We start from the raw sequence: 26,040 nt of genomic DNA on the forward strand, positions 1-26,040 counted from the left end.
CTGCTCAGGCCTGAGCGCGGGCCGCAGCAGCTGCGCGCGCGGCAATCGGAAGGGCCGCTTCAATGCGCTGAAGCTCTTCCTCGCCGTGCGCGGCGGTGAGGAACCAGGCCTCGAACACGCTCGGCGGCAGCGCGACTCCCTGCTCGCGCATCGCGTGGAAGAACGGTGCGTACCGGAACGAGTCCTGAGCCTGCGCGTCGGCATAGTCGCGAGGCGCAGAAGCACGGAAGGACGCACTGAAAAGGTTCCCCGCGTGCGCGACGGCGTGAGTGACGCCTGCGTCCGTGAGAGCGGCGTCCAGAGCGCTGGAGACCCTGGTTGCCGCGGCATCGACGGTCGCATAGACCTCGGGGGTCGCGAGCCTCAGCGTCGTCAGGCCTGCGGCCACCGACAGCGGGTTGCCCGAGAGCGTGCCTGCCTGGTACACGGGGCCGAGGGGGGCCAGCAGGTCCATGACCTCGGCACGTCCACCGAGTGCGGCCAGGGGCATGCCTCCGCCGACGACCTTGCCGAACGTGATGATGTCGGGCAGATAGTCCTCGCCGGCTGCGGCCTGGAGACCCCAGAAGCCTGCAGGGTGCACGCGGAAGCCCGTCAGCACCTCATCGAGGATCAGCAGAGCGCCATGAGAGTGTGCGGTCTCGGCCAGCAGTCGATTGAACCCCGGCAGCGGCGGGACCACGCCCATGTTCGCGGCTGCGGCCTCGACGATCACCGCTGCGATGCGCGGGCCGTGCTCGGCGAAGACGGCCTCGAGCGCTTCCGGGTCGTTGTAGTCGATGACGAGTGTCTGCGCGGCGATCGGCGCGGGCACCCCCGCGGACCCTGGCAGGGCGAGAGTCGCGACGCCGGAACCGGCAGCAGCGAGCAGGCCGTCTGAGTGCCCGTGATAGTGGCCGGCGAACTTGACCAGCAGGTCGCGCCCGGTGGCACCGCGGGCAAGACGGATCGCGGTCATCGTGGCTTCGGTGCCGGTCGACACGAGCCGCACCCGTTCGACGGGCCGGATCTCGCCGAACCGCACGCGATCCGCGATCAGCTGAGCGAGTTCCACCTCACCCTCCGTCGGAGCGCCGAACGAGAGTCCTCGAGTGGCTGCCGCCTGCACCGCGGCGACGACCTCAGGTTGCGCATGACCGAGCAGCGCGGGACCCCACGAGGCGACCAGGTCGACGTACTCGTTGCCCGCGGCATCGGTCACCGTCGCACCCCTCGCGGACGCGAGGAAGCGCGGCGTGCCGCCGACGGAACCGTAGGCGCGCACCGGCGAATTCACACCACCGGGGATCACCGTGCGGGCAGCGGAGAACAGGTCGTCATTGCGGTCGGTCACAGCACACTCCTCAGCGATGCGCGGAACTCTCCCGCCATCACTTCCAGGCTAGTCCGCAGACCTGAGGGAGGGACTCAGATCACCGCGTGACGAGTCTACGAAGCGCGATCAGGGGCGCAGCCAGCGCGCGGCTTCGGTCGCCCAGTAGGTAAGCACGACGTCGGCGCCAGCGCGGCGGATCGACAGCAACGACTCGAGGATCGACGCGCGGCGGTCGATCCAGCCGTTCGCCGCAGCGGCCTCGACCATCGCGTACTCGCCGGACACCTGGTATGCCCACACCGGAATATGCACGGTGTCGCGCACCTCGCGCAGCACGTCGAGGAAGGCCATGGCGGGCTTCACCATGACGATGTCGGCGCCCTCTTCCTCGTCGACGACAGCCTCCCGCACACCCTCGCGGCGGTTGCCGGGGTCGAGCTGGTACGTGCGGCGGTCGCCCTTCAGCTGCGAATCCACGGCCTCACGGAACGGGCCGTAGAACGCACTCGCGTACTTCGCCGCGTAGGCGAGAAGCAGCGTGTCGGTGAAGCCCTCGGAATCGAGAGCCTCGCGGATGACGGCGACCTGGCCGTCCATCATTCCCGACAGTCCGAGCAGCTGAGAGCCGGCCCGGGCTTGGGCCAGGGCCATCGACGCGTAGCGCTCGAGAGTCGCATCGTTGTCGACGGTGCCGTCAGCGGCGAGCACGCCGCAGTGACCGTGGTCGGTGAACTCGTCGAGGCACAGGTCGGTCTGCACCACCAGGGCGTCTCCGACCTCGGCCGCGAGCACCTCGGTGGCGACGTTCAGAATGCCCTTCGGGTCGTCGGCACCCGAGCCCTGAGCGTCTCTGACGGCCGGCACTCCGAAGAGCATCACCCCGCCGACACCCGCCTCGGCAGCCTCGACGGCTGCGGCACGCAGAGAATCGAGCGAATGCTGCGCGACCCCGGGCATCGAACCGATGGGGGCGGCTTCGGTGACTCCCTCGCGCACGAACAGCGGGAGCACCAGCTGCCGCGGCTCGAGAGAGGTCTCCCGCACCAGGCCCCGGACGGCAGGAGACTGCCTCAGGCGACGCAGTCGGACGTCGGGGAAGCTCACGGTGCCAGCTCGTCCGCCGCGTGCGGGAGCGTGTAGCTCGACACGGCATCGATGAGCGCGTCGACCGTCTGACGATCGGCGACGACCGTGATCGGAAGACCCGCCTTGTCGGCGTCCTTCGCAGTCCGCGGGCCGATCGCAGCCAGCAGCGTCTCATCCGGGATCAGGGGGAACTGCTCGCGCACCTGCTCGGCGACCGAACCGCTCGTGATCAGGATCGCGTTGATGCGTCCGTTCTCGACGTCGCGCTTGATGCGGTCGGTGACCGGCACGCCGACCGTTCGGTAGGCGACGACGCTGTCGACGTCGTGACCGGCCTCCTGCAGCAGGACGCTGAGCACGGGCTTCGCGATCTCGCTGCGCAGCGCCAAGATGCGACGCGGCTCGGCCTCGAGGGCGATGAGCTGCTCGGCCATCCCCGCTGCTGAATTGTCTTCGTCCGGCACCATCGCGACTTCGTACCCGACGGCCTGCAGAGCGGCCGCGGTCGTCTCGCCGACTGCCGCGATCTTCGTGCGACGCGGCACCACCGCGCGGTGCGCGAACATCACGTCGACGGTCGTCGCGCTCGTCACCGTCAGCCAGTCGTACTCTCCGGCAGCCAGTCGGGTGAGCGCCACGTCGAGCGCGGCCTGATCGGTGGTGGCCGCGAAGTTGATCAGCGGCGCGACGACCGGCACCGCTCCACGGGAACGCAGACTGGCGGCGACGCCGTCGCCCCACGGGCCTCCGCGGGGTACGAGGATGCGCCAGCCGTCGAGCGGTCGGTCCTGCTTCGAATTGGTCATGATGAGGAATGCTCTCGGGAGACGAGGTCGGCCGCCCCTTGCTCGAGCAGCCGATGGGCGACAGACAACCCGAACTCGCGCGCTGTGCGCATCGGGTCTGCACCACCGGCAGCATCCGCTCCATTGCCGCTGCCGTTCCGACGAATATACTCCCCGTTCAGAGTCTCCGTGACGTCGAGGCCGATCCGGCGACCGCCGTCGGTCGAGTAGACGACCGTCCTGAGGCGGATCTCATCGCCCTCCACGACGGCATGAGCGGCCATCGGCGCCTGGCATCCGGAGTCGAGTCCTTCGAGGACTCCGCGTTCGACCGTGATGGCCAGCCGGGTGTCATGATCGTCGAGTTCGGCGAGCGCGGCGAGCAGCTCAGCCGGAGCGTCGGAGCGGGTCTCGACAGCCAACGACCCCTGCCCCGGCGCGGTGGGCCATTCGGAGAGTCCCAGCTCCTCGCGGCGAAGCGGCGAATCTGTTCCGAGGCGCGACAGCCCGGCGGCAGCGAGGATGACGGCATCCAGCTCGCCGGATGCGACCCGCTGCAGACGTGAGTCGACGTTGCCGCGGATGTCGACGACCTCCGCGTGCGGGGCCCTGCGGTGCACCTGGGCGATGCGGCGAGGAGAACCCGTGCCGACCTTGCTGCCTGAACGCAGCTCGTGCAGAGGCGTCCCGCCACGCGTGATCGCGACGTCCCTGGCATCCTCGCGCACGGGGGTGGCCGCGATGACGAGCCCCTCGGGGATCGCCGTGGGCAGATCCTTGAGCGAGTGCACGAGGAAGTCGCACTCCCCCGCGAGCAGCGCCTCACGCAGGCGTGTTGCGAAGATGCCCTGGCCGCCGATCTCCGACAGCGACGCACGATTCGTGTCGCCTTCGCTGGTGATCGGCACGAGCTCGACGGGGCGCCCCGAGATCTTCTCGAGGGCGGCGGCGACATGACCCGACTGCGCCTGCGCGAGCGCGCTGCGGCGGGTGCCCAGTCGGATCGGGACGGCTGTGTGGCTCTGAGTGCTCATCGTCGACCTACTGCAGCACGTCCGCGATCTCGTCGAAACGAAGGCGACGGCCCGTGTAGAACGGGATCTCCTCCTTCACGTACAGACGCGCGTCGGTGTAGCGCAGGTCACGCATGAGGTCGACCAGCTCGGTGACCTCGTCGGCTTCGAGCGGCAGGATCCACTCGTAGTCGCCCAGGGCGAACGCGGCGACCGTGTTGGCGATGACACCCTTGAAGGCGGCACCCTTGCGACCGTGGTCGGCGAGCATCTTGCGACGCTCCTCCTCGGGCGCGAGATACCACTCGGGCGTGCGGACGAACGGGTACAGGCACAGCCAGTCCTTCGGTTCGACACCGCGGAGGAATCCCGGCACGTGCGCACGGTTGAACTCAGCGTCCCGATGCACGCCCATGACGTTCCAGACAGGCAGCAGAGTGCGCAGCAGCTCGGTGCGGCGCAGGCGCCGCAGGGCCTTCTGCAGATCTTCTGCGGTGTCTCCATGCAGCCACACCAACAGGTCGGCGTCGGCCTTCAGGCCGGAGACGTCATAGAAGCCGCGGACCGTGACGCCCGAGTCCTCGATGTAGGAGACGATCGTCTCGAGTTCGGTGGAGTCGGACTCGGTGACCGCGACGTCGGGGTTTCGTCGCCAGACGGCCCACAGGGTGAAACCGGACGGGTTCTCTTCGCGTGCATCGGACATGGATCCAGTCTGCCCCCTTTGTGAATCACTCGCGAACGCGAGTCAGGATGCGAGAATTCGCCCCCGGTCAGCGAGAGAGCGCGCGGGCGATGACCCAGACGAGGCCGCCGACGGTCACGGCGACTCCGACGGCTCCGGCGATCGCCGCGGCCGGGTTGCGGTCGGCGAAGACCCGTGCCTTCGCTGCCGCGCGCTTCGATGCCTTGTCGATCCGCCGAGGGAAGTTGCCCTTGACCTCGATCGCCGCAAGCGCGGCCTTGAGCTCGGCGCGGGCGGACTGCACCGGATCGACGATCCCCGCGGGGACAGCCGTCTTGGGCAGCGGCCGCGTGATCTCAGAGTTCGTCATAGCCGGCTTCCTTCACGAGTCTGATGTCCTCGCCCACCGCCTGGGCGGGGTTCTTGCGAGCGAGCACCTTGCGGAACTTCAGGATGCCGAGCAGCGCGAACAGCAGCACGGCGAGGATCAGGATTCCGAAGACCGCCAGCGCCGAGAGCCAGACCGGCCACCACGACGACAGCCCGGCGATCGCGAAGACCAGGATCACCGGCACGGCCCAGAACAGGAAGAAGAGCGCGACGAGGAACCAGACGGAGCCGATCCCCGCATCCTTCGCGGTCTTCGAGATCCACGTCTTGGCTGCGTTGATCTCGGCCTTGACGAGGCCGCTGATGAGCTCCGGAAGATCGCCGATCAGGGACAGCAGGCTGTCCTCGGCACGATCGCGGTATCCGCGGGGCATGTCAGCTGCCAGACTTCGCGGCGGTGGAGCGCGGGGATGCCGGCTTCTTGGCCGCAGGCTTCTTCGCGTCGTCCTTCTTCGCGGCGTCCTTGACTTCTTCGACGGCGTCTTCTGTGGCATCGACGATGTCGTCAGCGGCTTTGCGGCCGGCCGCGACAGCGGAGTCGAGTCGCTGGCCGGCGGTCTTGTCGCCGCCGCTGGCCGACTTGACGACCTTCTGCACGCCGGTCCAGATCGCACCGGGCACCGCCGCCGCCTTGTCGCCGACGTAGCCCTTGACCTTGACGACCTGCTCCTGCACGGGGTCGAGGTTCCAGACCTTCAGCCACTGCGTCTTGATCTGCTCATAACGCTCGCGCCCTGCGCGGGTTCCGAGCACGTATCCCACGCCGATTCCTACGACGAGTCCGATCTTCCCCTTCATGGGGTCTCCTCACGTTGTTCCGGTGTGAACGCCAGGGGCGAACCGACGACATGGAGCCGCCTGCCAGGTGTCCAGCGTAGCCCCGTATGCCGATTTCGGCATCTGTCAGGCAGAGGGTTGACAGCAGAGCGACTTTCGGGTTGACCTCATGTGGCGCGTCGTGCTCGCGGCAGCGCGACCTCAGGGTGCGCCGACGCGGGGCGTCAGTCCCAGAGCAGCGAGCGACGCAGCCGATCTGCCTCGTCTCGCGCGTCGGGGATCACCTGCGCGAGTCCGGTGCCGGCGAGCCATGCACCCACCGCTGCCAGGCCGGGGACGGCCTGGATGGCCGACCGTGCCGCCTCGCGCCGCTCGCCCGAGCCGATGATCGACGCGGGCTGCGACTGCACGAACCGTGAACGGTGCGCACCGATGAGATCGCCGGGCGCAAGCGGGACGCCGAGCAGAGCGGATGCTTCGCGGAGCGCGAGACCCGCAGCCGCGTCGTCATCGAGGCCCGCCGTCGCGGCCGGCTCTCCCTGAGCGCCGAACGAGACGCGCACCAGCTGCCGATCTCCGGCGGCGGCCCTGAGCCACTCCCACTTCGCCGTCGAGTGCGTGAGCGCCTTCGCGGTGTGGCTGCCTGGCACTGTCAGGACGCCCGTGCCCCGGGGAGCGCCCTGCAGGGCGGAGCCCTGGAGCAGCAGCGTGACGATCTCGATCTCCGGCGCATCCGCCGGCGTGGTCTCGGCGAGTGCAGGTGCGATGTGCTCGACCAGACGCCGCGCCACCGCCTCAGAGGTCGCGAGCACCACGCCGTCGGCGGTGAACTCGAGTGCCTCCGGGGCCGAATCCGCATCCACATCCGAATCCGAATCGGCGAGCGGCTCCCCCTCGGCACGCACGGTCCAGCCCGCAGCGGACTGTGCGATCTCGGTCACCCGGACGCCCGTGCGGACGGCGCCGCCGAGCTTCTCGATGTCGGCGACCAGCGCCTCGATCAGCACCATCATGCCGCCGGCGAGGCCTTCGACAGCAGCACCGGGCGCCTGTGCCGCAGCCGCCTGCGACGCACGCGCCGCGCTCTCGTCACGCAGAGCCTGCACAGCGCCCGACAGCGAACCCACGCGCGTGAGCGCGGCATTGAGCCCGGGAGCAGCGATGTCGACATCGACGTCTTCGGGTGACGCGGAGTACACGCCCGTCGTCACCGGAGCCACCAGCCGGTCTCGCACCTTGACGCCCATTCGCGAAGACACCAGCTTGCCGAGGCTCTGGTTGTGGCCGATCGTTAGGGGCGGGCGCACGCGATCGAGGTAGGCGCGCCACACTCCCGACCAGCCGATGATGCGGCGCACGTCCTCCTGGAACGGATTGCTCGGGATGCCGAGGATGCCGCCGACCGGCAGCGGCGCAGCTCCGATGCCGGGGATGCCCGCGAGCCAGGCGCTCCCAGCCGCGGGGGTGACGATGCGATCGGTGAGTCCGAGTTCGGTCAGGAGCGCTCGCACTCGTCCGCCGCGCGTCGCATAGCTCTCCGCACCGGCATCCACGACGACACCGTCGATCTCGGCCTGACGGATCGCGCCGCCGACGGCATCCGACCCTTCGAGCACGGTGACATGCATGCCGACCTTGACGCATTCGCGAGCCGCGATCAGCCCACCGACGCCTCCGCCGATGACGACGATGTGGCGCGTGGCCGCGCGCGCTGCCAGGGTGGCGGGCTCGGCTCGGGACGACTCACGGTTCGCGGAATTCGACGGCATGCGTCAATCCTTTCACCCGCGACCCGGATGCCTCGCCGGTTGCGACCGGAGAAACGCGCACAGCACGCAGAATCCTCGAGGAGCGCTCAGACGTGGATGCGCGGGTTCAGGCCTCTGCAGCTGCAGTCGCGGTGCGTCCGGAGCCGCGCTTGCGCACCTCGCGGAGCACGATCTGCTCGGGGCACACCGCCCGCTGGTCGCCAAGACACAGGCGCGGATGCTCGCGGAAGGAGTGAGCGAGGCGCTGCCCCCTGCCCCGGAACCGCCCATCGGCATCCGCCCGTCACGGCCGTTCAGCGACACCGCGATCCGCGAGGCACTGCCCGAAGGCCGCTTCGGTCTCGACGACCTCAGGATCGTGCGCCGGGCGAGGCGCCGCGCAGCGAAGGCGTGAGCCCTCAGATCGAGTGCACCAGCTCGACGATGCGGGTGAGCTGATCGGGATCCGTCTCGGGCGGAACGCCGTGTCCGAGGTTGACGATGTGCCCCCTGGCCGCGCGCCCCCGCTCGACCACGTCGCGCACGTGCGCCTCGAGCACCGGCCACGGCGCCGAGAGCAGCGCCGGGTCTATGTTGCCCTGCACCGAGACATCGGGGCCGAGGATCGCGGCGGCCTCATCGAGCGGCAGCCGCCAGTCGACGCCGACGCCGTCGGCGATGCCCCCGAGACGCATGTCATCGAGGAAAGGGCCGGTGCCCACGCCGAAGTGGATGCTGGGCACGCCGACGCCGTCGAGCGCCACCCGGGAGTGGGGGGCGACGAAGGCGCGGTAGTCGGCCGTGCTCAGGGATCCCGCCCACGAGTCGAACAGCTGCACGACGGATGCTCCGGCGTCGCGCTGGATCTCGAGGAACCGGCGTGAGACCTGCGCCAGCCACCCGGCGAGACGGTTCCACGAGTCGGGGTCGGCGTGCATCATGGCGCGGGCACGCAGGTGCTCCTTCGAGGGGCCGCCCTCGACGAGGTATGCGGCCAGCGTGAAAGGTGCTCCGGCGAAGCCGATCAGCGGGGTGTCGCCGAGCTCTGCGGTGACGATGCCCACAGCTTCGGCGATCGCGGTGCCGTCGAGCGAGAGGGGATCGATCGCGGTGATGCGATCGACGTCAGACGCGGTGCGCACGGGGTTCGCGAACACCGGCCCGCGGCCGGCTTCGATCTCGACCTCCACGCCGGCCAGGCGCAGCGGGATCACGATGTCGCTGAAGAACACCGCGGCATCGACCCCGTGGCGTCGCACCGGCTGCAGCGTGATCTCGGCGGCGAGATCGGGCGTGAGGCAGGCGTCCAGCATCCGTGTTCCGACCCGCAGCTCGCGGTACTCGGGCAGCGACCGGCCGGCCTGTCGCATGAACCACACGGGGGCATGCTCGGGTCGGGGGCCGGTGAGGGCGCGCAGCAGCGGAGCGTCGGAGAGGGGCATGCATCCATCCTCCCACCCGCCCCTGGGCCGACCTGCATGAAGCCTCAGGTAGAATCGAAAGGTGCTGCTGGTTGTCACGGCGAGTCACAAGACCGCCCCCTTCGAATTGCTCGAACGCCTGAGCCGCACCCCCGATGACGTCGCCTCCACGGTTGTGGACATGGCGTCCTGCGTGCAGGGTGCGGTCGTTCTCGCTACCTGCAACCGTTTCGAGGCCTACGTCGAGATGGACGAGCCCGTCACGGCTGCAGGCGCGATCGGCGTCGAGGCGGTGCTCGAAGCCGTCGAGTCGTCGACCGGCATCCGCGCCTCCGAACTCGACGGCGCCTACGAGGTGCACTCCGGTCGCCGCGTCGCAGAGCATCTCTTCTCCGTCGCATCCGGTCTCGAGTCCGTCGTCTCGGGCGAAGGCGAGATCGCTGGCCAGGTGCGCCGAGCACTGAAGGCCGCACGCAAGGAGGGCACCACCTCCCCCGAGCTCGAGCGCCTCTTCCAGCGGGCCAGCCAGGCACAGCGCAAGGTCAAGAACGTCACGGCACTCGGTCGCGCCGGCCGTTCACTCGTGCGCCTCGCTCTCGAGCTCGCCGACAGCCGCATCATCGACTGGTCGGCCGAGCGCGTGCTGCTCGTCGGCACCGGCGCCTATGCGGCAGTCACCCTCGCGACGCTGCGCGAGCGAGGAGCCGTCAACATCTCGGTGTACTCACCCTCGGGTCGCGCAGAGAAGTTCGCAGCGAAGCACGGCATCCGTGCGGTCTCTGCAGAGGACTACGCGCGCGTCGCCTCGCGATCGAGCCTGCTGATCACCTGCACGAACGCGGCCGCTCCCGTGCTCACCCCCGAGCACCTGCAGGCTCCGACCGGCATCGCCCCCGAAGGCTGCCCCGTCGCGTCACACAACCAGATGGTCGTCGACCTCGGCATGCCGCGCAACGTCGACCCCGCTGTCGCCGCGCTCGAAGGCGTCGCTCTGCTCGACCTCGAGACCATCAGCCTGCACGCACCGCTCGAGGAGCTGCAGGCGACGGATGCCGCACGCACCGTCGTGCGCGAAGCAGCAGACACGTTCCACATCGTCGGCAGCCGACAGAGCGTCACCCCATCGGTCGTGGCGCTGCGGTCGCACATGTTCGCGCTGCTCGAGTCCGAGATCGCGCGAGCGCGCGCCCGGGGCGACGATGACGGCAAGGTCGAGCAGGCCCTGCGCCACCTGACCGGTGTGCTGCTGCACGTGCCGACCACTCGCGCGCACGAGCTCGCCGCCACCGGCCGCGCAGACGACTTCGCCGCCGCGCTCTCGACGATGTACGGTATCGAGCCGATCGAGCCCGCGCAGGCGTCCGACGCAGACGACGCCGCGACCGCCTGAGGGCCTCACCCTTTCTGCACGATCGGTCTCCGCGGAGATCTCTCACCCGGCTCCGGGGATCTCGCCTCGGACGCCCGCACGCACCGCCCGTGCTTCATATCGTCGAACCATGACAAAGCCCATCCCCGTGCGCAGACTGGGAGGATGCTCGTGGATCCGAACCTGATCGGCATCGCCATCGCCCTCTTCGGCGTCACCGCCACCGTGCTCGGCGGCGTCTCCCGAATGCTCGCACGGCAGGCCAGAGGGCTGGACGTCCGGTTCGACAGGATCGATGAGCGGTTCACGAAAGTCGAGACGCAGATCACCGATCTCCGGGTCGAGCTCAAAGGTGACATCGCCGAACTCCGCACGGAACTCAAAGGCGACATCGCTGACGTCAAGGCCGAACTCAGGACCGAGATCGCCGACGTCAAGACCGAACTCAAGGCCGACATCGCCGACCTCAAGACCGAACTCAAGGCCGACATCGCCGACGTCCGGGTGTCGATCGCGCGGCTCGAGGGCCCGCTTCCGAAGCTGCAGCGCATCTGACTCCACTGCCGCGATCGGGGGTGCCAGACTGGAGGTATGGCCCTTCACATCACCGGAGACACCGCCGCCGACGCACTGCTCACCGACAACCCGCTCGCGCTTCTGGTCGGGATGCTGCTCGATCAGCAGGTGCCGATGGAGACGGCCTTCGCCGGACCGCTCAAGATCGAGCAGCGCACCGGCGCGGCCGACGCCACCACGATCGCCCGCATGGACCCTGATGAGTTCCTCGAGGCGTTCAAGACGACCCCGGCCGTGCATCGATTCCCCGGCTCGATGGCGGCGCGCGTGCAGACGCTCTGCCAGGAGCTCGTCGATCAGTGGGGCGGAGACGCCTCGGCGCTCTGGACCGAAGGCGACCCGTCGGGCGCCGAGGTGCTCAAGCGCCTCAAGGCTCTGCCCGGCTTCGGCGAGCAGAAGGCGAAGATCTTCCTGGCTCTGCTCGGCAAGCAGTACGGGTTCACCGGCGCAGGATGGCGCGAGGCCGCGGGCGACTACGGCATCGAGGGTTCGTACCGCAGCGTCGCCGACATCGTCTCGCCCGAATCGCTCACCAAGGTGCGCGAACACAAGAAGGCCATGAAGGCCGCGGCGAAGGCGACGACATGAAGCCCACCGGCGATGACGTCGCCGGACTCATCGCGCGCTCCACTCCGGCGGTCCGTCGTCGGGATGCCGAGACGCTGACCGCCCTCATGCAGGAGATCACGGGCCGCGATCCTCAGACCTGGGGCACGATCATCGGATTCGGCAGCTGCCACTACCGGTATCCGACCGGCACCGAGGGCGACAGCGGACTCCTCGGCTTCGCCCCGCGCAAGGCGGCGACGACGATCTACCTGTTCGACGGCCTCGACGCTCACTCCGAGGCGCTCGAGAAGCTCGGCCCGCACAGCACCGGCGTCGGATGCCTCTACATCAAGGATCTCGAGAAGGTCGACCTCGACGTGCTGCGCGGCATCCTCGAGCGATCGCTGGCCTGGGTCGAGGCGGGCGGCACCGATCAGGTGCAGCTCACCGTCACCGGCTGACGCGAGAGGCCCGCCGTCCTCTCGGACAGCGGGCCTCTCGTTCGGATCTCCCGGGCGTCAGGCGCCCTTGAGGCGCTCTGCGAGGTACTGGTGCAGTTCGTCGATCGAGACGCGCTCCTGCGCCATCGTGTCGCGGTCGCGCACGGTGACGGCACGGTCGTCGAGCGAGTCGAAGTCGATCGTGACGCAGAAAGGCGTGCCGATCTCGTCCTGTCGGCGGTACCGGCGGCCGATGGCACCCGCGTCGTCGAAGTCGACAGCCCACGAGCTGCGCAGCGTGTCGGCGACCTCACGAGCGAGCGGCGACAGTCGCTCGTTGCGGCTCAGCGGCAGCACGGCCGCCTTGACCGGAGCCAGACGAGGGTCGAGCTTGAGCACGGTGCGCACGTCGGTGCCGCCCTTGGCGTTCGGCACCTCCTCTTCGCGGTACGCGTCGACGAGGAACGCCATCATGGCGCGCGTGAGCCCGAACGACGGCTCGATCACGTACGGCGTGTAGCGGTCGCCCGTGGCCTGGTCGAAGTACGTCAGGCTCTGGCCCGATGCCTCGCTGTGACTCGACAGGTCGTAGTCGGTGCGGTTGGCGACACCCATGAGCTCGCCCCACTCCTTGCCCGTGAAGCCGAAGCGGTACTCGACGTCGATGGTGCCTGCGGAGTAGTGCGCGCGGTCGTCTTCGGGCACGTCGAACTGGCGCATGTTCTCGGGGTCGATCCCGAGATCGATGAACCAGTTCCAGCATGCCTCGACCCAGTGCTCGAACCACTGCTGCGCGTCGGCCGGCGGGGTGAAGAACTCGATCTCCATCTGCTCGAACTCACGCGTGCGGAAGATGAAGTTGCCGGGGGTGATCTCGTTGCGGAACGCCTTGCCGACCTGGCCGATGCCGAAAGGCGGCTTCTTGCGGCTGGCCGTGAGCACGTTCGAGAAGTTCACGAAGATGCCCTGCGCCGTCTCGGGGCGGAGGAAGTACAGGCCCGACTCGTCGTCGACGACACCGAGGTACGTCTTGACGAGACCCGAGAACGACTTCGGCTCGGTGTACTGGCCCTTCGTGCCGCAGTTGGGGCACGGCACGTCGGCGAGGCCGTTCTCTGCCTTGCGGCCCTTGCGCGCCTCGAAGTCCTCGATCAGGGTGTCGGCGCGGAAGCGCTTGTGACAGCTCAGGCACTCGACCAGCGGATCGGTGAAGGTGGCGACGTGACCCGACGCCTCCCACACGCGCTTGGGCAGGATGATGCTGGAGTCGAGGCCCACCATGTCGCCGCGGCCCCGCACGAACGTCTGCCACCACTGGCGGCGGATGTTCTCCTTGAGCTCCGTGCCGAGGGGCCCGTAGTCCCACGCGGACCGCGAACCGCCGTAGATCTCACCCGCCTGGAAGACGAACCCGCGGTGGCGGGCAAGGGCGATGACCTTGTCTAGACGGGACTGTTCGGCCACGGTGGCTCCAATGGTCGGCTGCGGGAAAGCCCGTGATCACGGGCACGTCAATCTTATCCGCGACCGGTTCGCGTCAGGACCCTGGCCAGGTCGGGGCCGAGCCGTCAGGCCGTGAAGAGGTAGCCCTTGTCGACATCGAACCCCGAGAGCGTCAGGCCGCTGCTCAGCAGGCCTTCCATCTGCGCGCGCAGACGGGTGCGCCATTCGTGCGCGGCATCCGGGTCCTCGACGCGGATCGTCTCGATGTCCGACGGGATCTCCAGCGTCTCGACGACCGCATCGGATGCCGGCGACTTGGCGATGTCGGCGAGCGCCCATTCGACGTCGAGCCGGTCGCTCTCGTCTCCGGCATCGCCTCCTCCGAAGATGCCGTAGCGGTTCACCGAGTACCCGGTCACGCGGGCACCGAGAACCGTGAGGAAGAAGTGCGCATTCCGGGCGACGAGCGGGTCGAACGTCCACGTGATGCGACCGACGTCCCGCGAGAACGCCCATTGGCGCTGGTGCTCCTTGAGCTCTCGTCCCCAGCCGCGTCCGCGGTACTCGGGCAGCAACGCCGTGATGTGCGAGTGCATCGCCCGGCGTCCGGGGGCGCCGAAGAAGGCGATCGAGGCACCCACCATCCGCTCTTCGCCGTCCTCGGCGTCGAAGAGTCCGACGACGTAGTTGCCCGACTGCTGCAGCGCTCGCAGAGTGCCCGCGTCGATCACACGCTCGGGGCCGCGGATGGAGTCGAGCAGGCCCTGCGCGGCGATGATGAGTTCAACGGTGTCCAGATCACGGATGGTTCGCACGCCCCCAGTCTGCCCCTCCGGTCGCAGATATCGGAATCGAACACGTGCGAGAGGGCTGGGAACCACGCCGCGACCCGGCGTACCGTGGAGGAATGGCAACCAGCGATACGACGGCCGAGAAGTCCGACACACGGTTCTTCGGGCAGCCCTGGGCACTCGTCCACATCTTCGGCGTCGAGATGTGGGAGCGGTTCAGCTTCTACGGCATGCAGGGCATCCTGCTCATCTACTTGTACTTCTCGGTCACCGAGGGAGGCCTCGGCCTCTCGCAGGCCGTCGCCGGCGGGATCGTCGGTGCCTACGGCGGGTCGGTCTACCTCTCGACGATCCTCGGTGCCTGGATCGCCGACCGGATGCTTGGCTCGGAACGGGTGCTGTTCCTGAGCGCGATCGTGATCGTCGCAGGACACATCGCCCTCGCCCTTCTTCCCGGGTTCATCGGCGTCGGGGTCGGCCTCGTTCTCGTCGCGCTCGGCTCGGGCGGCCTCAAGGCGAATGCGACCTCGGTCGTCGGCACCCTCTACAGCGCAGACGACACCCGTCGGGATGCCGGATTCTCGCTGTTCTACCTCGGCATCAACCTCGGCGCCTTCCTGGGTCCGATCCTCACCGGCATCCTGCAGTCGTCCCTCGGATTCCACTACGGATTCGGACTCGCCGCGATCGGCATGACGCTCGGACTCGTGCAGTACTCGTTCGGCCGCAAGGCGCTGCCCGACGAGGCGCGACGTGTGCCGAACCCGCTGCCGTCGTCGCGGTATCCGCTCGTCGCGATCATCGCGGTCGCAGCGGTCGCACTCATCGCGGCGCTGGTGCTCATCGGAGTGATCAGGGCCGACAACCTGGCGTCCATCGTGATCATCGGAACGATCGTCGCGACGGTGGCCTACTTCGCGGTCATCCTCAGCAGCCGCCGGATCGACGGCACCGAGCGGTCGCGCGTATGGGGATTCCTGCCGCTCTTCGTCACGAGCGTCGCCTTCTGGTCGCTCTACCAGCAGCAGTTCACCGTGCTCACGGTCTACTCCGACGAGCGCCTCGATCGCAACATCTTCGGATTCGAGATGCCCGTCTCGTGGGTGCAGTCGATCAATCCGGTGTTCATCATCATCCTGTCCGGCGTCTTCGCCGCGATCTGGACGCGCCTCGGCCGCCGTCAGCCGTCGACTCCGGTGAAGTTCGCCCTGGGCGCGATCATCATGGGCGCCGCCTTCCTGCTCTTCCTCCCGTTCGCGGGCGGGGGCGCCAACTCCACCCCGCTGATCGCGATCGTCGGCATCCTGTTCGTGTTCACGATCGCCGAGCTGCTGATCTCGCCCGTGGGCCTGTCGGTGACCACGAAGCTCGCCCCGAAGGTGTTCCACACCCAGATGGTGGCGCTGTTCTTCCTGTCGATCGCGCTGGGCACGGCGATCTCGGGTTGGGTCGTGCGGTTCTACGACCCGACGAACGAGGTGCCGTACTTCTCGATCCTCGGCGCCATCGCGATCGTGGTCGGGCTCGGCCTTCTCTTCGCCGTCAAGCCGGTGCTGCGACTGATGAAGGGCGTGAGCTGACGATCGCATCACGCGGGCTCGCGCCTCGGGGGTCTCAGACGCCGATAGCCTGAAGCGATGGGAGAGAACGATGATCGCGCGCGCAGAAGACTCTCCCGAACATCACCGAAGTGGGCGATCGTCGCGGTGCTCGCCTTCGCCGGGCTCTGCTCGTCGTTCATGTTCACGCTCGTCGTGCCTCTGCAGGCCGAGCTCCCTCGCCTGCTGAACGCATCGCGCGAAGACACCACCTGGGTCGTCACGATCACGCTGCTCGTCGCTGCGGTCGCCACCCCGATCTCGGGCCGGCTCGGCGACATGTACGGCAAGCGCCGCGTCGTGATCGTGCTGCTCGGGCTGCTGATCCTCGGCTCGCTGATCGCGGCCCTCTCGGGCTCGATAGTCGGCGTGATCATCGGGCGCGCGCTGCAGGGCGCGGTGACCGGCGTGGTGCCGCTGGGCATCGCCATCATGCGCGACGTGCTGCCGCCCGAACGCCTGGGCACGGCCGTCGCCCTGATGAGCGCCACGATGGGCGTGGGTGGTGCGATCGGGATGCCGGTGGCCGCCCTGCTGGCGGTGAACGCCGACTGGCACTGGCTGTTCTGGCTCGCCGCCGCTCTCGGCGTCGTCGGCCTCGCCCTCGTGCTGCTCGTGATCCCCGAAGACGTGCTGCGGTTCCCCGGGCGCCTCGACGTGATCGGCGCGATCGGACTCGCGATCGGTCTCACCGGCATCCTGCTGTTCGTGTCGCGCGGCGCGGAGTGGGGCTGGACGGCTCCACTCACGCTCACGTGCATCATCGGCGGCGTCGGCGTGCTGCTGGTCTGGGGCTGGTATCAGCTGCGCACCAAGGATCCGCTGCTCGATCTGCGTGTCGCCGCCCGCCCCGCTGTGCTCTTCACCAACATCGCCGCGATCGGCATGGGCTTCGCGCTGTTCGCGTCGAACGTCACGTTCCCGCAACTGCTCGAGGGGCCTGCCGCCTCGGGTGCGGGCTTCGGACTCGACATGGTCTCAGCCGCACTCGTGATCATGCCGGCGGGTCTGGTGATGATGGTGATCTCGCCACTCTCGGGCTGGCTCGAGCGCACCGTCGGCCCTCGCCCGCTGTTCACCGTCGGCGCCGGCGCGATCGTGCTCGCCTACGTGTTCGTGCTGCTGTGGTCGAGCGAGGTCTGGCACATCCTCGTCGGCAACCTGCTGATCGGCGTCGGCATCGGATTCACATTCGCCGCCATGCCGATGATCATCATGCGATCGGTGCCCGCGAACGAGACGGGCGCGTCGAACGGGTTGAACGCGCTCTTCCGCTCGGTCGGCACATCGAGTGCCTCCGCCGTGATGGGCGGCGTGCTCGCCGCCATGAGCATCGACGTCGGTGGAGTCTCGGTGCCCACGAGGGCGGCTTTCGATCTGTGCTTCTGGCTGGCGATCGCGGCCGGCATCGTCGCCCTCGTCCTGTCGCTGTTCATTCCCCGACAGCGTTCGGCCGAGCCGCATCCCTCTCTGCCCGGGTGACCCCCGCCTGAGTTCGGGTCAGAACACCCGCGGGTCGGGGTCCGTCGGCGACGGCGGACGAAGCCGATCGGGGGCCGGCCAGGCGAGCACGTACTGCTGCGTGAGCGGGCGGGTGATGTCGCCGAAGTCGTCGATCTTCACGACGATCCGTCCCGATGCACGGTCATCGTCCGGCGTGACCTCGAGGATGCGGACGCGCAGCGGACCTCCGGCTTCGCCGTCGAGCATCCACGGGTCAGCGAGCCACGAGATGCCCCGCTCCTCGAGTGCAGCCTCGGCATCGAGCCACTCGGTCGGCTCGGACGCGGCGCGTCCGAGCACGTCGACGGCGACCCACTCGTCGCCCTCGGGGTGGATCCAGCCGAGCAGCTCGCCGTCATCGCGGCGATGCGGCGTCCAGTCTGTGCGGGGCATGCCTCCAGGCTAGCCGCGACGGGATCGGCCGGAGCTAGTGCGTGTACTCCATGAGCTCGACCCCCAGGACGCGGAAGGCATCGTGTGCACGCAGCCGGTGCGTGATCGACAGGTCGTCGAAGCAGACGATCAACGAGTAGGCGACCCCTGCGCGGGGCCCGGCGAGGACTCCCGCCTCTGCCCGCACACCGCGATCGCGACCGGTCTTGTTGATGAACAGCAGACCGTGGGCGTCGTGGTCGTGCGCGAACGGATCGAGGCCCGTCGACGAGGCCACCAGACTCAGGTCCTGGTTCAGGCTGAGCCACTCGGCCACCTGAGCACTCACCGAAGCACCCACCACTTGTGAGTTCACGAGTGCCGAGAAAAGCCCTGCGAACTCGCGCGCGGAGCCCACGGCGACCTGGGGCGCGTCGTCAGGGCCCCGTTCGTCGCGGAATCGATCGAGAAGGGCCGTGCGGCGGAGGCCGAGAGCCTCGATGCGTTCACGCACGCGATCGTGGCCGACCCGCTGCAGCAGGGCGTTGACCGCGATCGGGTCACCGGCCGTCGCCGCGAGCACGGCGAGGTCTTCGAGCGGCAGCGCGGGCGCATGAAGGTGTCGCCAGAGACCCGAGGTCGACACGGGGTCGACGGCGGTGCGCTCGACGATCTCGAGCGGGTCGAGGGTGCCGGCCTCGAACGCTGCCGCCACCTCGATCAGCAGCGGTACGACGCCGAGCCCCGCGACCGGCATGGTCACATGGTCATCACCCGAGAGGACGTGCGCGTGACTGTCGAGATCGACGACATGCACCGATACCTGGGCCCCCGCGTCGGCGAGCTGTTCGAGCGCCCGCAGCGTCGAGGTGAACGACCGACGCCCCGTCGCCGCGCGACGCGGCAAGCGTCGGCTGGGCCGCTGAGAGCGGCGCAGCGAGGCCAGTGGCAGGCCGTCGGCAGGCTCGGAAGCACCCACGCGTGATCCTTAATAGGGGGGTTGGATTGGCGGGATGCTGCGGTGTCCATCCTCCGCAGCACCGATATCGTAACCCCGTCAGGTGAGGATGCCCTACATACTCCGGTATACGGTCATCAGATCGTCATGCAGGAGACAGCAGGGCACCCGTCGAGACCCGATCGGCTAGGCCGAACGACTCACCAGATCGTCACTCGCGAGCCCTGCGGCAGCCACAGCGCGTCGGATTCGGCGACGTCGAACGCCTCGTAGAAGGCGTCGATGTTGCGGACGATCTGGTTGCAGCGGAACTCGTTCGGCGAGTGCGGGTCGATCGTGAGCAGTCGCAGCGTCTCGGCGTCGCGGCTCTTCTGCTGCCAGACCTGCGCCCATGACAGAAGCAGGCGCTGCACGCCCGTGTAGCCGTCGATGACCGGGGCCTCCTCGCCGTCGAGCGCGATCTCGTACGCCTTGAGCGCGATGCCGAGGCCGCCAAGGTCGCCGATGTTCTCGCCGATCGTGAGGGCGCCGTTCACGTGGTGCTCGGCGTCGAGGCCCTCCGGCACGAGTGCGTCGTACTGCGCGATCAGGGCCTTGGTGCGCTGTTCGAAGGCCGTGCGATCCGCATCCGTCCACCAGTCCTCGAGCTTGCCGTCGCCGTCGTAGCGGCTGCCCTGGTCGTCGAATCCGTGACCGATCTCATGGCCGATGACCGCGCCGATGCCGCCGTAGTTCGCAGCCGCGTCGCGCGATGCATCGAAGAACGGGTACTGCAGGATCGCCGCCGGGAACACGATCTCGTTCATCGAAGGGTTGTAGTACGCGTTGACCATCTGCGGCGGCATGTGCCACTCGTCTCGGTCGATCGGCTTGCCGACCTTCGCGACGTTGCGGTCGTGCTCGAAGATCGCCGCGCGCCGCACGTTGCCGAACAGGTCGGCGCGGTCGATCTCGAGGCTCGAGTAGTCGCGCCAGACGGCGGGGTGCCCGATCTTCGGCGTGAACGAGTCGAGCTTGGCGAGCGCTCGCTCGCGGGTCTCGGCGGTCATCCACTCGAGGTCGGTGATGCTCTGCCGGTAGGCCTCGATGAGGTTCGCGACGAGCTCGTCCATCGCCGCCTTCGCCGTCGGCGGGTAGTGCCGCTCGACGTAGACCTTGCCGATCGCCTCGCTCAGCGCGCCTTCGGTCACCGAGACGCCCCGCTTCCAGCGCTCGCGGATCGAGGGGACGCCGGTGAGCTCGGTGCCGTAGAACGAGAAGTTCTCCTGCACGAAGTCGTCGGTCAGATACGGAGCCGCGGCGTGCACGACCTGCGCGCGCAGCCAGGCCTTCCAGTCGTCGAGGCGCTCGGGGGTGAGCAGGGATCCGAGCCCTTCGAGGAAGCTCGGCTGCGAGACGACCACCTCGGCGAAGGCCTCGGGGTTCCCCGGCGCCACGGAGTCGCGCCACGGCTCGAGGTCGACACCGGCGAGCTCCTGGATCTCGGCCCACGACTTGAGGTTGTAGGTGGCGACGGCGTCGCGGCTGCGCACGTTGTCCCAGTGGTGGCCCGCGAGCTCGGTCTCGAGAGCGATCGAGCGGTCGGCGGCGCCAGCGGCATCCGCGATGCCAGCGAGCGCCAGCAGCCGCTCGAGGTGCGCGCGGTAGGCCGCCCGCGTCTCGGTGAAGGTGTCGAGTCTGAAGTAGCTCTCGTCGGGCAGCGACAGGCCGGACTGCACGATCACCGGAAGGTAGCGCTCGGGGTTTCCGGGGTCGCCGTCGACGTAGAACCCGATCAGGTGCGCCCGACCGTCGCGGTCGTAGGTGCCGACCGTGCGCAGGAATGCGGGGATGTCATCGATCGCCTCGATCTCGGCGAGAGTCTCGGCGAGCGGCGCGACGCCGGCCGCGGCGATGCGCTCGGTGTCCATGAAGCTCGCGAACAGATCGCCGATCTTGCGGGCGAGGGTGCCGGGCTCGGCATCCTGCGACTCCTCGATGATCGCCCTGACGTCTTTCTCGGCCTGCTCTGCGAGCAGATGGAACGAGCCCCAGCGCGCCTTGTCGCCGGGGATCTCGGTGCGGGCGAGCCACGCGCCGTTGACATGGCGGTACAGGTCGTCCTGCGGGCGGATGTCGGAGCTGAACTCGGAGGTCTCAAGGCCAGAGGGAAGCACGTCGGTCATGCCGACCAGCCTAGGCGTCGCTCCGACATTCGGGCAGGATCGGGGCTGGCGCTCCCCGATGACCTCAGCCTCGGCGACGGATGCCGAAGCGGCGCCTGCGGGGCGGAATCGGCTCCTGCGTCGGCCGGGCGGCCAGGCGCGCCGCGCGACGCTCGGCCCACGCAGCCACCTCGGCATCGATGTCGCGAGGATCCGTCACGACGGGCGGGCCGCCCTGCAGCTGACGTCGAGCCTCGATCACCCGACGGTTGAAGTCCTCGAGCACCGCCCGCACGTCGGCCTCGCGACCGAGCAGATCGAGCTGGCCGTCGAGCTCTCGGTTCTCGGTCCGCAGCAGGATGGCGGGCGGGCCGAGACCCGTGAGGTTCTCCTGCTCGATCTTGCGCCGGATCCACCAGTCGGGGTCGTGGTGGGTGCCGAGACCCTCGAGCGGCTTGCCCGCCCCGGGAAGATCGTCGAAGTCGCCCCTGCGGATCGCGACCTGGATCGCCGTCTCGATGAAGGCGGCTCGGTCGGTGGCTGCGGCGATGCCGGGGGCCGTGCCGTGTTCGGCGTCACCCTCGCCCTCGCCCTCGCTCTGCTGACGCGCGCGGTACCGCGCCGCGGCCTCTCGTGGATCCGTCATGGGCACCTCCTCGGCATCAGGGTTCCTCCAGGGTACGACTGCACGAGATCGGACGGGCGAAGCGCGGGCGTGCTGGACTCTGTCAGGTCGACGCCAGCCCATAGGCTCGGAGGATGACCGAGCGCACTCTCAACCGCGAGATCCTGCACCTCGCCGTCCCCGCCCTCGGCGCCCTGATCGCAGAGCCCGCGTTCCTCATCGTCGACGCCGCGCTGGTCGGGCACCTCGGCACGACGCCGCTCGCCGGCCTCGGCATCGCGGGTGCGGTGCTGCAGACGATCGTCGGGCTCATGGTCTTCCTCGCCTACTCGACGACCCCGGCCGTCGCCAGGCTGTTCGGCGCCGGCAGGCCGGGAGAGGCCGTCTCGGTCGGCATCAACGGCATGTGGCTGGCGCTGGCGATCGGAGCCGTGCTCGCCGCGGCCGGGGCCGTGGCATCCCCGTGGCTGGTGTCGCTGTTCGGTGCGAGCGACGCCGTGGCCGCCGATGCCAACGCCTATCTGGTCGTCTCGATGTGGGGGCTTCCGGCGATGCTCATCGTGTTCGCCGCGACCGGACTGCTGCGCGGGATGCAGGACACCATGACGCCCCTGTGGATCGCCGGCATCGGCTTCGGCGCCAACGCGCTGCTCAACGTGGTGTTCATCTACGGCCTGGGCTGGGGCATCGCCGGATCGGCGGCCGGCACGGTCGTCGCCCAGTGGGGCATGGTCGGCGCGTACGTGCTGGTGATCCGGCGTCTCGCGGCGACGCACGATGCGTCGCTGATGGCGCAGCGAGCGGGCATGGGCAGCACCGCACGCTCGGGCGGCTGGCTGTTCCTGCGCACGGTGAGCCTGCGGGCCGCCCTGCTGGCCACCGTCGCCGTCGCCACGGGCATCGGCACCGAAGAGCTCGCCGGGTGGCAGATCGTCTTCACGATCTTCTCGGCGGCCGCGTTCGCTCTCGATGCTCTCGCGATCGCGGCCCAGGCTCTGATCGGCAAAGAGCTCGGGGCAGGTGACGAACGGCAGGTGCACCGCGTGCTCAGACGCACGGTCGCCTGGGGGGTGTGGTTCGGCGTCGTGGTCGGCGCGCTCATCGCGGCGCTCTCGGGCGTGCTCGGCATCGTGTTCACGGGCGATCCGTCGATCGCCGCACTCGTGCAGCCGGCGCTCCTCATCCTCGCCGTGGCTCAGCCGATCGCCGGTGTCGTCTTCGTGCTGGACGGGGTGCTGATGGGTGCGAACGACGCGCGCTATCTCGCGATCGCGGGCGGGCTGAACCTCCTGCCCTTCCTCCCGGCGCTCTGGATCATCGCCGCGACGGGCGTCGACGCGGCCGCAGGTCTCATCTGGCTCTCCGTCGCGTTCTTCGGCGTGTATCTGCTCGCACGGCTGCTCACCCTCGGCTGGCGCGTGCGCTCAGGACGCTGGGTCGCTGCCGGGGCCTGACGCCACGGCCCTTCCTGCACGGATCCGCTGCGGCGAGAGTTATCAACGCATGCCGGAATCTCGCGAATCGGGGCACTCCGGCCGTGGCATTCTCGTCCGAGTCGGTCGAGAATCGGAGGGTGCTGACAATGAACGAGCCTCAGGTGTGGGTGCTGATCGGCGTCTTCGCCGCCTCGATGTTCGGCATGATCACGGTCGTGTCGACGCTCTTCGTCCATGTCGTGAAGACGGAGATCCGGAGCGTCCATCACAGGATCGACACGCTCGACCGCGACGTCACCGCGCTCTACCGGAACACGTTCGGCATCGACCGGGACTGACGTGCCAGGCGATCAGGCGTTCTCGAGCTCGGCGATCACGATCTTCTTCATGTGCATGAGCGCTTGGATCTGCTCCGGCCTCTGCTGAAGCAGATCGAGGCCTGCGGGCACGACCTGCCAGCTGACCCCGAACCTGTCCTTGCACCAGCCGCACGCCTCTGCCTCCGGCACGGCCGAGAGCGCCCGCCAGTAGTGGTCGATCTCGGCCTGGTCCTCGCAGCCGATCACGAACGAGATCGACTCGTTGAACGCGAACTCAGGACCGCCGTCGAGGCACCCGAACGGCGTGCCGTTCAGCGTGAAGTCGCCGTTGAGCACCTTGCCGCTCATGCCCTCGAAATGTCGATCGAGCGATTCGTCGGGGTAGAGCACCACCTGGTCGATCGACGAGTTCGGGAACACCGAGACGTAATAGTCCATCGCCTCCCGCGCACGCCCGTCGAACCAGAGGAACGGGCGGATGGGACTGATCGCTGCCATGTCGACCTCCTCAGATCGGCACTCACGCTACGCCCGAGCAGGGGCCGTGTCGAGAGGGTCCGTGCACGACGTCAGGCGGCGTATCTCCGACACCACTCGTACATGATCACGGCGGCGGCGGCGCTCGCGTTGATCGATCGCGTCGAGCCGTACTGCGTGATCTCGACATGGGCGGATGCTGCGGCGAGCGCGGCATCCGAGAGCCCTGGCCCCTCCTGGCCGAACAGCAGCACGCAGCTCTGCGGCAGGTCGGCGCGGTCGACCGGCACTGCGCCGTCGACGTTGTCGACCGCGATGATCGGCAGCCCCTCTGCCGCGGCCCAGGCGGTGAAGGTCTCGACGTCTTCGTGGTGCACGACGTGCTGGTAGCGGTCGGTGACCATGGCGCCCCGTTTGTTCCAGCGGCGCCGCCCGATGATGTGCACGGTGTCGGCGAGGAACGCGTTCGCGCTGCGCACGATCGAGCCGATGTTCATGTCGTGCTGCCAGTTCTCGATGGCCACATGGAACGGATGTCGCTTGGTGTCGAGGTCGGCGACGATCGCGTCCATCCGCCAGTAGCGGTAGCGGTCGATCACGTTGCGCGTGTCGCCGACGGCCAGCAGCTCCGGGTCGTACTGCTCTCCGGCGGGCCATTCCACCTCGCTGCCGGGCCAAGGGCCCACACCGTAACCGGGCTGCGTCGACGATCCGCCTGTCTCCGCCGCATCCGCGGGCGCCTGCTCTTCCATTCCGCCAGGCTATCCGCCGCGCACCGCACAACATATTTAGGTGCGCCGAAAAGTCCGCTAAGGTTTCGGCATGCCTAAAAATTCCGCGCTCGCGACGTCGGCGCCGACCGCTCGCGCCACCGCGCCCCGCAGCCTCTGGCTTCTCGGACCCGCGCTGGTGGCCGGCGTCGCCTATCTCGATCCGGGCAACGTCGCGAGCAACATGACCGCGGGCGCCCAGTACGGGTATCTGCTCGTGTGGGTCGTGGTCGCCGGCAACATCATGGCGTGGCTGATCCAGTACCTGTCGGCCAAGCTCGGCGTCGTCACCGGCCAGAGCCTCCCCGAAGTGCTGGGAGAACGCCTGAAGAACCCGTGGGCACGACGCGCGTACTGGCTGCAGGCCGAGCTCGTCGCGATGGCGACCGATCTGGCCGAGGTCATCGGCGGCGCCGTCGCGCTCTACCTGCTGTTCGACATCCCGCTGCTGCTCGGCGGGATCATCACCGGGGCCGTGTCGATGGTCCTGCTCGCGGTGCAGAGCCGCCGCGGACCCCGCCCCTTCGAGTTCGTGATCATCGCGCTCATGGTGATCATCACCGTGGGTTTCATCGCGGGTCTCTTCGTCGCGCCGCCGGATGCCGCGAGCATCGTCGGCGGCCTCGTGCCCCGCTTCGAGGACACCGGATCGGTGCTGCTCGCCGCATCGATCCTCGGGGCCACGATCATGCCCCATGCGATCTACGCGCACTCGTCGCTCACCCGAGACCGCTTCGGCTCGGCCACGACCGACGCACCGGTCGAGGCCGCGCGCACCGAGACCTCGCGCATCCGTCGCCTTCTCACCGCGACCCGCTGGGACGTCTCGATCGCGATGGTGATCGCCGGCACGGTGAACCTCGGCATCCTGCTGCTCGCCGCCGCCAACCTGGCCGGCGTCGCGGGCACCGACTCGCTCGAGGGAGCGCACGCCGCGCTGGCCGCCGGGCTCGGCCCCGTCGTCGCGACGTTCTTCGCCGTCGGACTGCTGGCCTCCGGTCTCGCCTCGACGTCGGTGGGCGCCTACGCCGGGGCAGAGATCATGCACGGACTGCTGCACGTGCGCATCCCGCTGCTCGCGCGTCGACTGGTGACGCTGATCCCCGCGCTCGTGATCCTCGGCATCGGCTTCGATCCGACGCTGGCCCTCGTGCTCAGCCAGGTGGTGCTCTCGTTCGGCATCCCGTTCGCCCTGATCCCGCTCATCGCGCTCACGGCTCAGCGCCGCACGCTCGGCGTCTGGGCGAACCGCGTGTGGACGACGGCGGCCGGCATCATCGCGTCCGTCCTGCTCATCGCCCTCAACGGCGCTCTGCTCTGGCTGGTGCTGACGGGGGCCTGACACCGCACCCCCTCAGGCAGACGCACACGAGAACACACGCAAGGACGCACAGAACCGCCCCGAGCCGGCACGGGAAGAGTCGGCTCGGGGCGGCGTCCTGTCACCGC

Annotated in this window: 28 protein-coding genes; 10 read left to right on the forward strand and 18 right to left on the reverse strand. The window is 68.8% G+C overall.

Translation table 11 applies throughout. The features are described 5' to 3' along the window. Positions 1-4: 4 nt before the first annotated feature. The 9 genes from RQG82_RS04400 to hemG all read right to left on the reverse strand — a co-directional run bounded on the left by RQG82_RS04400 (position 5) and on the right by hemG (position 7,820). On the reverse strand, positions 5-1,333 hold the full coding sequence (locus RQG82_RS04400) for a glutamate-1-semialdehyde 2,1-aminomutase (protein ID WP_311257921.1): 1,329 nt from the start codon (positions 1,331-1,333) through the stop codon (positions 5-7). Positions 1,334-1,441: 108 nt separating this feature from the next. Next, positions 1,442-2,419 (reverse strand): porphobilinogen synthase, encoded by a 978-nt coding sequence (gene hemB / locus RQG82_RS04405; RefSeq protein ID WP_311257922.1) that lies wholly within the window; start codon positions 2,417-2,419, stop codon positions 1,442-1,444. After that, positions 2,416-3,207: a uroporphyrinogen-III synthase gene (locus tag RQG82_RS04410; RefSeq protein ID WP_056374518.1), complete on the reverse strand. Its 792-nt coding sequence runs from the start codon at positions 3,205-3,207 to the stop codon at positions 2,416-2,418. The genes hemB and RQG82_RS04410 overlap by 4 nt, the downstream gene beginning before the upstream one ends. Next, the gene (gene hemC / locus RQG82_RS04415; protein WP_311257923.1) at positions 3,204-4,220 is read right to left on the reverse strand and encodes a hydroxymethylbilane synthase; all 1,017 of its coding nucleotides are present in this window, start codon (positions 4,218-4,220) and stop codon (positions 3,204-3,206) included. Before hemC ends, RQG82_RS04410 begins: the two co-directional genes overlap by 4 nt. A gap of 7 nt (positions 4,221-4,227) precedes the next feature. Next, positions 4,228-4,905: a hydrogen peroxide-dependent heme synthase gene (gene hemQ / locus RQG82_RS04420; protein ID WP_042541315.1), complete on the reverse strand. Its 678-nt coding sequence runs from the start codon at positions 4,903-4,905 to the stop codon at positions 4,228-4,230. Positions 4,906-4,972: 67 nt separating this feature from the next. Continuing rightward, the gene (locus RQG82_RS04425) at positions 4,973-5,254 is read right to left on the reverse strand and encodes a hypothetical protein (RefSeq protein WP_311257924.1); all 282 of its coding nucleotides are present in this window, start codon (positions 5,252-5,254) and stop codon (positions 4,973-4,975) included. Then, complete coding sequence (locus RQG82_RS04430) at positions 5,241-5,648, reverse strand: phage holin family protein (RefSeq protein ID WP_311257925.1); 408 nt, start codon at positions 5,646-5,648, stop codon at positions 5,241-5,243. Before RQG82_RS04430 ends, RQG82_RS04425 begins: the two co-directional genes overlap by 14 nt. Before the next feature lies 1 nt (position 5,649). Next, complete coding sequence (locus tag RQG82_RS04435) at positions 5,650-6,072, reverse strand: hypothetical protein (protein ID WP_311257926.1); 423 nt, start codon at positions 6,070-6,072, stop codon at positions 5,650-5,652. Between the two features lie 203 nt (positions 6,073-6,275). Further along, positions 6,276-7,820, reverse strand: a complete 1,545-nt coding sequence (gene hemG / locus RQG82_RS04440; protein WP_311257927.1) for a protoporphyrinogen oxidase — start codon at positions 7,818-7,820, stop codon at positions 6,276-6,278. Between the two features lie 217 nt (positions 7,821-8,037). Here hemG and RQG82_RS04445 point away from each other — a divergent pair, with 217 nt between their 5' ends. After that, a complete protein-coding gene (locus RQG82_RS04445) occupies positions 8,038-8,214 on the forward strand; it encodes a hypothetical protein (protein WP_311257928.1) in 177 nt (58 codons plus the stop codon). Positions 8,215-8,218: 4 nt separating this feature from the next. Here RQG82_RS04445 and hemE read toward each other — a convergent pair whose 3' ends face one another. Next, entirely contained in the window at positions 8,219-9,241 is a 1,023-nt protein-coding gene (hemE, locus tag RQG82_RS04450; protein ID WP_311257929.1) for a uroporphyrinogen decarboxylase, read from the reverse strand. Positions 9,242-9,302: 61 nt separating this feature from the next. Between hemE and RQG82_RS04455 the strand changes: the two genes are divergently transcribed. The 4 genes from RQG82_RS04455 to RQG82_RS04470 all read left to right on the forward strand — a co-directional run bounded on the left by RQG82_RS04455 (position 9,303) and on the right by RQG82_RS04470 (position 12,175). After that, on the forward strand, positions 9,303-10,610 hold the full coding sequence (locus tag RQG82_RS04455) for a glutamyl-tRNA reductase (protein ID WP_311257930.1): 1,308 nt from the start codon (positions 9,303-9,305) through the stop codon (positions 10,608-10,610). Positions 10,611-10,760: 150 nt separating this feature from the next. Beyond that, a complete protein-coding gene (locus RQG82_RS04460) occupies positions 10,761-11,144 on the forward strand; it encodes a hypothetical protein (protein ID WP_311257931.1) in 384 nt (127 codons plus the stop codon). Between the two features lie 36 nt (positions 11,145-11,180). Continuing rightward, a complete protein-coding gene (locus RQG82_RS04465) occupies positions 11,181-11,753 on the forward strand; it encodes an HhH-GPD-type base excision DNA repair protein (protein ID WP_311257932.1) in 573 nt (190 codons plus the stop codon). After that, on the forward strand, positions 11,750-12,175 hold the full coding sequence (locus tag RQG82_RS04470; RefSeq protein ID WP_311257933.1) for a DUF1801 domain-containing protein: 426 nt from the start codon (positions 11,750-11,752) through the stop codon (positions 12,173-12,175). The genes RQG82_RS04465 and RQG82_RS04470 overlap by 4 nt, the downstream gene beginning before the upstream one ends. A 57-nt stretch (positions 12,176-12,232) precedes the next feature. Here RQG82_RS04470 and RQG82_RS04475 read toward each other — a convergent pair whose 3' ends face one another. Together RQG82_RS04475 and RQG82_RS04480 are read right to left on the reverse strand one after the other, a co-directional pair. After that, entirely contained in the window at positions 12,233-13,618 is a 1,386-nt protein-coding gene (locus RQG82_RS04475) for a glycine--tRNA ligase (RefSeq protein WP_042541298.1), read from the reverse strand. Between the two features lie 104 nt (positions 13,619-13,722). Beyond that, a complete protein-coding gene (locus RQG82_RS04480) occupies positions 13,723-14,412 on the reverse strand; it encodes a GNAT family N-acetyltransferase (protein WP_311257934.1) in 690 nt (229 codons plus the stop codon). A gap of 92 nt (positions 14,413-14,504) precedes the next feature. Between RQG82_RS04480 and RQG82_RS04485 the strand changes: the two genes are divergently transcribed. Then, the gene (locus tag RQG82_RS04485) at positions 14,505-15,968 is read left to right on the forward strand and encodes a peptide MFS transporter (protein ID WP_311257935.1); all 1,464 of its coding nucleotides are present in this window, start codon (positions 14,505-14,507) and stop codon (positions 15,966-15,968) included. 57 nt (positions 15,969-16,025) lie between these two features. Further along, positions 16,026-17,468, forward strand: a complete 1,443-nt coding sequence (locus tag RQG82_RS04490) for an MFS transporter (protein WP_311257936.1) — start codon at positions 16,026-16,028, stop codon at positions 17,466-17,468. Between the two features lie 18 nt (positions 17,469-17,486). Here the strand turns inward: RQG82_RS04490 and RQG82_RS04495 are convergent, their stop codons facing one another. From RQG82_RS04495 to RQG82_RS04510, 4 genes are all read right to left on the reverse strand, one after another. Beyond that, complete coding sequence (locus RQG82_RS04495; protein WP_311257937.1) at positions 17,487-17,882, reverse strand: hypothetical protein; 396 nt, start codon at positions 17,880-17,882, stop codon at positions 17,487-17,489. 34 nt (positions 17,883-17,916) lie between these two features. Continuing rightward, positions 17,917-18,840 carry a serine hydrolase gene (locus tag RQG82_RS04500; protein WP_311257938.1) on the reverse strand — a complete coding sequence of 308 codons (924 nt, stop codon included), beginning with the start codon at positions 18,838-18,840 and terminating at the stop codon, positions 17,917-17,919. A gap of 179 nt (positions 18,841-19,019) precedes the next feature. After that, entirely contained in the window at positions 19,020-20,984 is a 1,965-nt protein-coding gene (locus RQG82_RS04505) for a M13-type metalloendopeptidase (protein WP_311257939.1), read from the reverse strand. 64 nt (positions 20,985-21,048) lie between these two features. Further along, positions 21,049-21,609 (reverse strand): DUF1992 domain-containing protein, encoded by a 561-nt coding sequence (locus RQG82_RS04510; protein ID WP_311257940.1) that lies wholly within the window; start codon positions 21,607-21,609, stop codon positions 21,049-21,051. A 113-nt stretch (positions 21,610-21,722) separates the two neighbouring features. Here RQG82_RS04510 and RQG82_RS04515 point away from each other — a divergent pair, with 113 nt between their 5' ends. Continuing rightward, complete coding sequence (locus RQG82_RS04515) at positions 21,723-23,042, forward strand: MATE family efflux transporter (protein WP_311257941.1); 1,320 nt, start codon at positions 21,723-21,725, stop codon at positions 23,040-23,042. A 128-nt stretch (positions 23,043-23,170) separates the two neighbouring features. Further along, the gene (locus RQG82_RS04520; protein ID WP_311257942.1) at positions 23,171-23,362 is read left to right on the forward strand and encodes a hypothetical protein; all 192 of its coding nucleotides are present in this window, start codon (positions 23,171-23,173) and stop codon (positions 23,360-23,362) included. Positions 23,363-23,374: 12 nt separating this feature from the next. On the opposite strand, the gene RQG82_RS04525 is transcribed toward RQG82_RS04520, so the two are convergent. Both RQG82_RS04525 and RQG82_RS04530 read right to left on the reverse strand, forming a co-directional pair. Next, entirely contained in the window at positions 23,375-23,842 is a 468-nt protein-coding gene (locus RQG82_RS04525) for a VOC family protein (protein WP_311257943.1), read from the reverse strand. A 71-nt stretch (positions 23,843-23,913) separates the two neighbouring features. Further along, positions 23,914-24,573, reverse strand: a complete 660-nt coding sequence (locus tag RQG82_RS04530; protein WP_311257944.1) for a TrmH family RNA methyltransferase — start codon at positions 24,571-24,573, stop codon at positions 23,914-23,916. Positions 24,574-24,643: 70 nt separating this feature from the next. Here RQG82_RS04530 and RQG82_RS04535 point away from each other — a divergent pair, with 70 nt between their 5' ends. Next, positions 24,644-25,933: an Nramp family divalent metal transporter gene (locus RQG82_RS04535; RefSeq protein ID WP_311257945.1), complete on the forward strand. Its 1,290-nt coding sequence runs from the start codon at positions 24,644-24,646 to the stop codon at positions 25,931-25,933. The last annotated feature ends 107 nt before the right edge of the window (positions 25,934-26,040 follow it).

Source organism: Microbacterium sp. WCS2018Hpa-9 (genome assembly GCF_031843745.1).
GTDB lineage: Bacteria > Actinomycetota > Actinomycetes > Actinomycetales > Microbacteriaceae > Microbacterium.

Coding starts and splice junctions, on each gene's coding strand:
- RQG82_RS04410 (WP_056374518.1), bottom strand. CDS start 3,207: ATGACCAATTCGAAGCAGGACCGACCGCTCGACGGCTGGCGCATCCTC.
- hemC (WP_311257923.1), bottom strand. CDS start 4,220: ATGAGCACTCAGAGCCACACAGCCGTCCCGATCCGACTGGGCACCCGC.
- hemQ (WP_042541315.1), bottom strand. CDS start 4,905: ATGTCCGATGCACGCGAAGAGAACCCGTCCGGTTTCACCCTGTGGGCC.
- RQG82_RS04425 (WP_311257924.1), bottom strand. CDS start 5,254: ATGACGAACTCTGAGATCACGCGGCCGCTGCCCAAGACGGCTGTCCCC.
- RQG82_RS04430 (WP_311257925.1), bottom strand. CDS start 5,648: ATGCCCCGCGGATACCGCGATCGTGCCGAGGACAGCCTGCTGTCCCTG.
- RQG82_RS04435 (WP_311257926.1), bottom strand. CDS start 6,072: ATGAAGGGGAAGATCGGACTCGTCGTAGGAATCGGCGTGGGATACGTG.
- hemG (WP_311257927.1), bottom strand. CDS start 7,820: ATGCCGTCGAATTCCGCGAACCGTGAGTCGTCCCGAGCCGAGCCCGCC.
- RQG82_RS04445 (WP_311257928.1), top strand. CDS start 8,038: ATGCTCGCGGAAGGAGTGAGCGAGGCGCTGCCCCCTGCCCCGGAACCG.
- hemE (WP_311257929.1), bottom strand. CDS start 9,241: ATGCCCCTCTCCGACGCTCCGCTGCTGCGCGCCCTCACCGGCCCCCGA.
- RQG82_RS04465 (WP_311257932.1), top strand. CDS start 11,181: ATGGCCCTTCACATCACCGGAGACACCGCCGCCGACGCACTGCTCACC.
- RQG82_RS04470 (WP_311257933.1), top strand. CDS start 11,750: ATGAAGCCCACCGGCGATGACGTCGCCGGACTCATCGCGCGCTCCACT.
- RQG82_RS04485 (WP_311257935.1), top strand. CDS start 14,505: ATGGCAACCAGCGATACGACGGCCGAGAAGTCCGACACACGGTTCTTC.
- RQG82_RS04490 (WP_311257936.1), top strand. CDS start 16,026: ATGGGAGAGAACGATGATCGCGCGCGCAGAAGACTCTCCCGAACATCA.
- RQG82_RS04495 (WP_311257937.1), bottom strand. CDS start 17,882: ATGCCCCGCACAGACTGGACGCCGCATCGCCGCGATGACGGCGAGCTG.
- RQG82_RS04505 (WP_311257939.1), bottom strand. CDS start 20,984: ATGACCGACGTGCTTCCCTCTGGCCTTGAGACCTCCGAGTTCAGCTCC.
- RQG82_RS04510 (WP_311257940.1), bottom strand. CDS start 21,609: ATGACGGATCCACGAGAGGCCGCGGCGCGGTACCGCGCGCGTCAGCAG.
- RQG82_RS04515 (WP_311257941.1), top strand. CDS start 21,723: ATGACCGAGCGCACTCTCAACCGCGAGATCCTGCACCTCGCCGTCCCC.
- RQG82_RS04520 (WP_311257942.1), top strand. CDS start 23,171: ATGAACGAGCCTCAGGTGTGGGTGCTGATCGGCGTCTTCGCCGCCTCG.
- RQG82_RS04525 (WP_311257943.1), bottom strand. CDS start 23,842: ATGGCAGCGATCAGTCCCATCCGCCCGTTCCTCTGGTTCGACGGGCGT.
- RQG82_RS04530 (WP_311257944.1), bottom strand. CDS start 24,573: ATGGAAGAGCAGGCGCCCGCGGATGCGGCGGAGACAGGCGGATCGTCG.
- RQG82_RS04535 (WP_311257945.1), top strand. CDS start 24,644: ATGCCTAAAAATTCCGCGCTCGCGACGTCGGCGCCGACCGCTCGCGCC.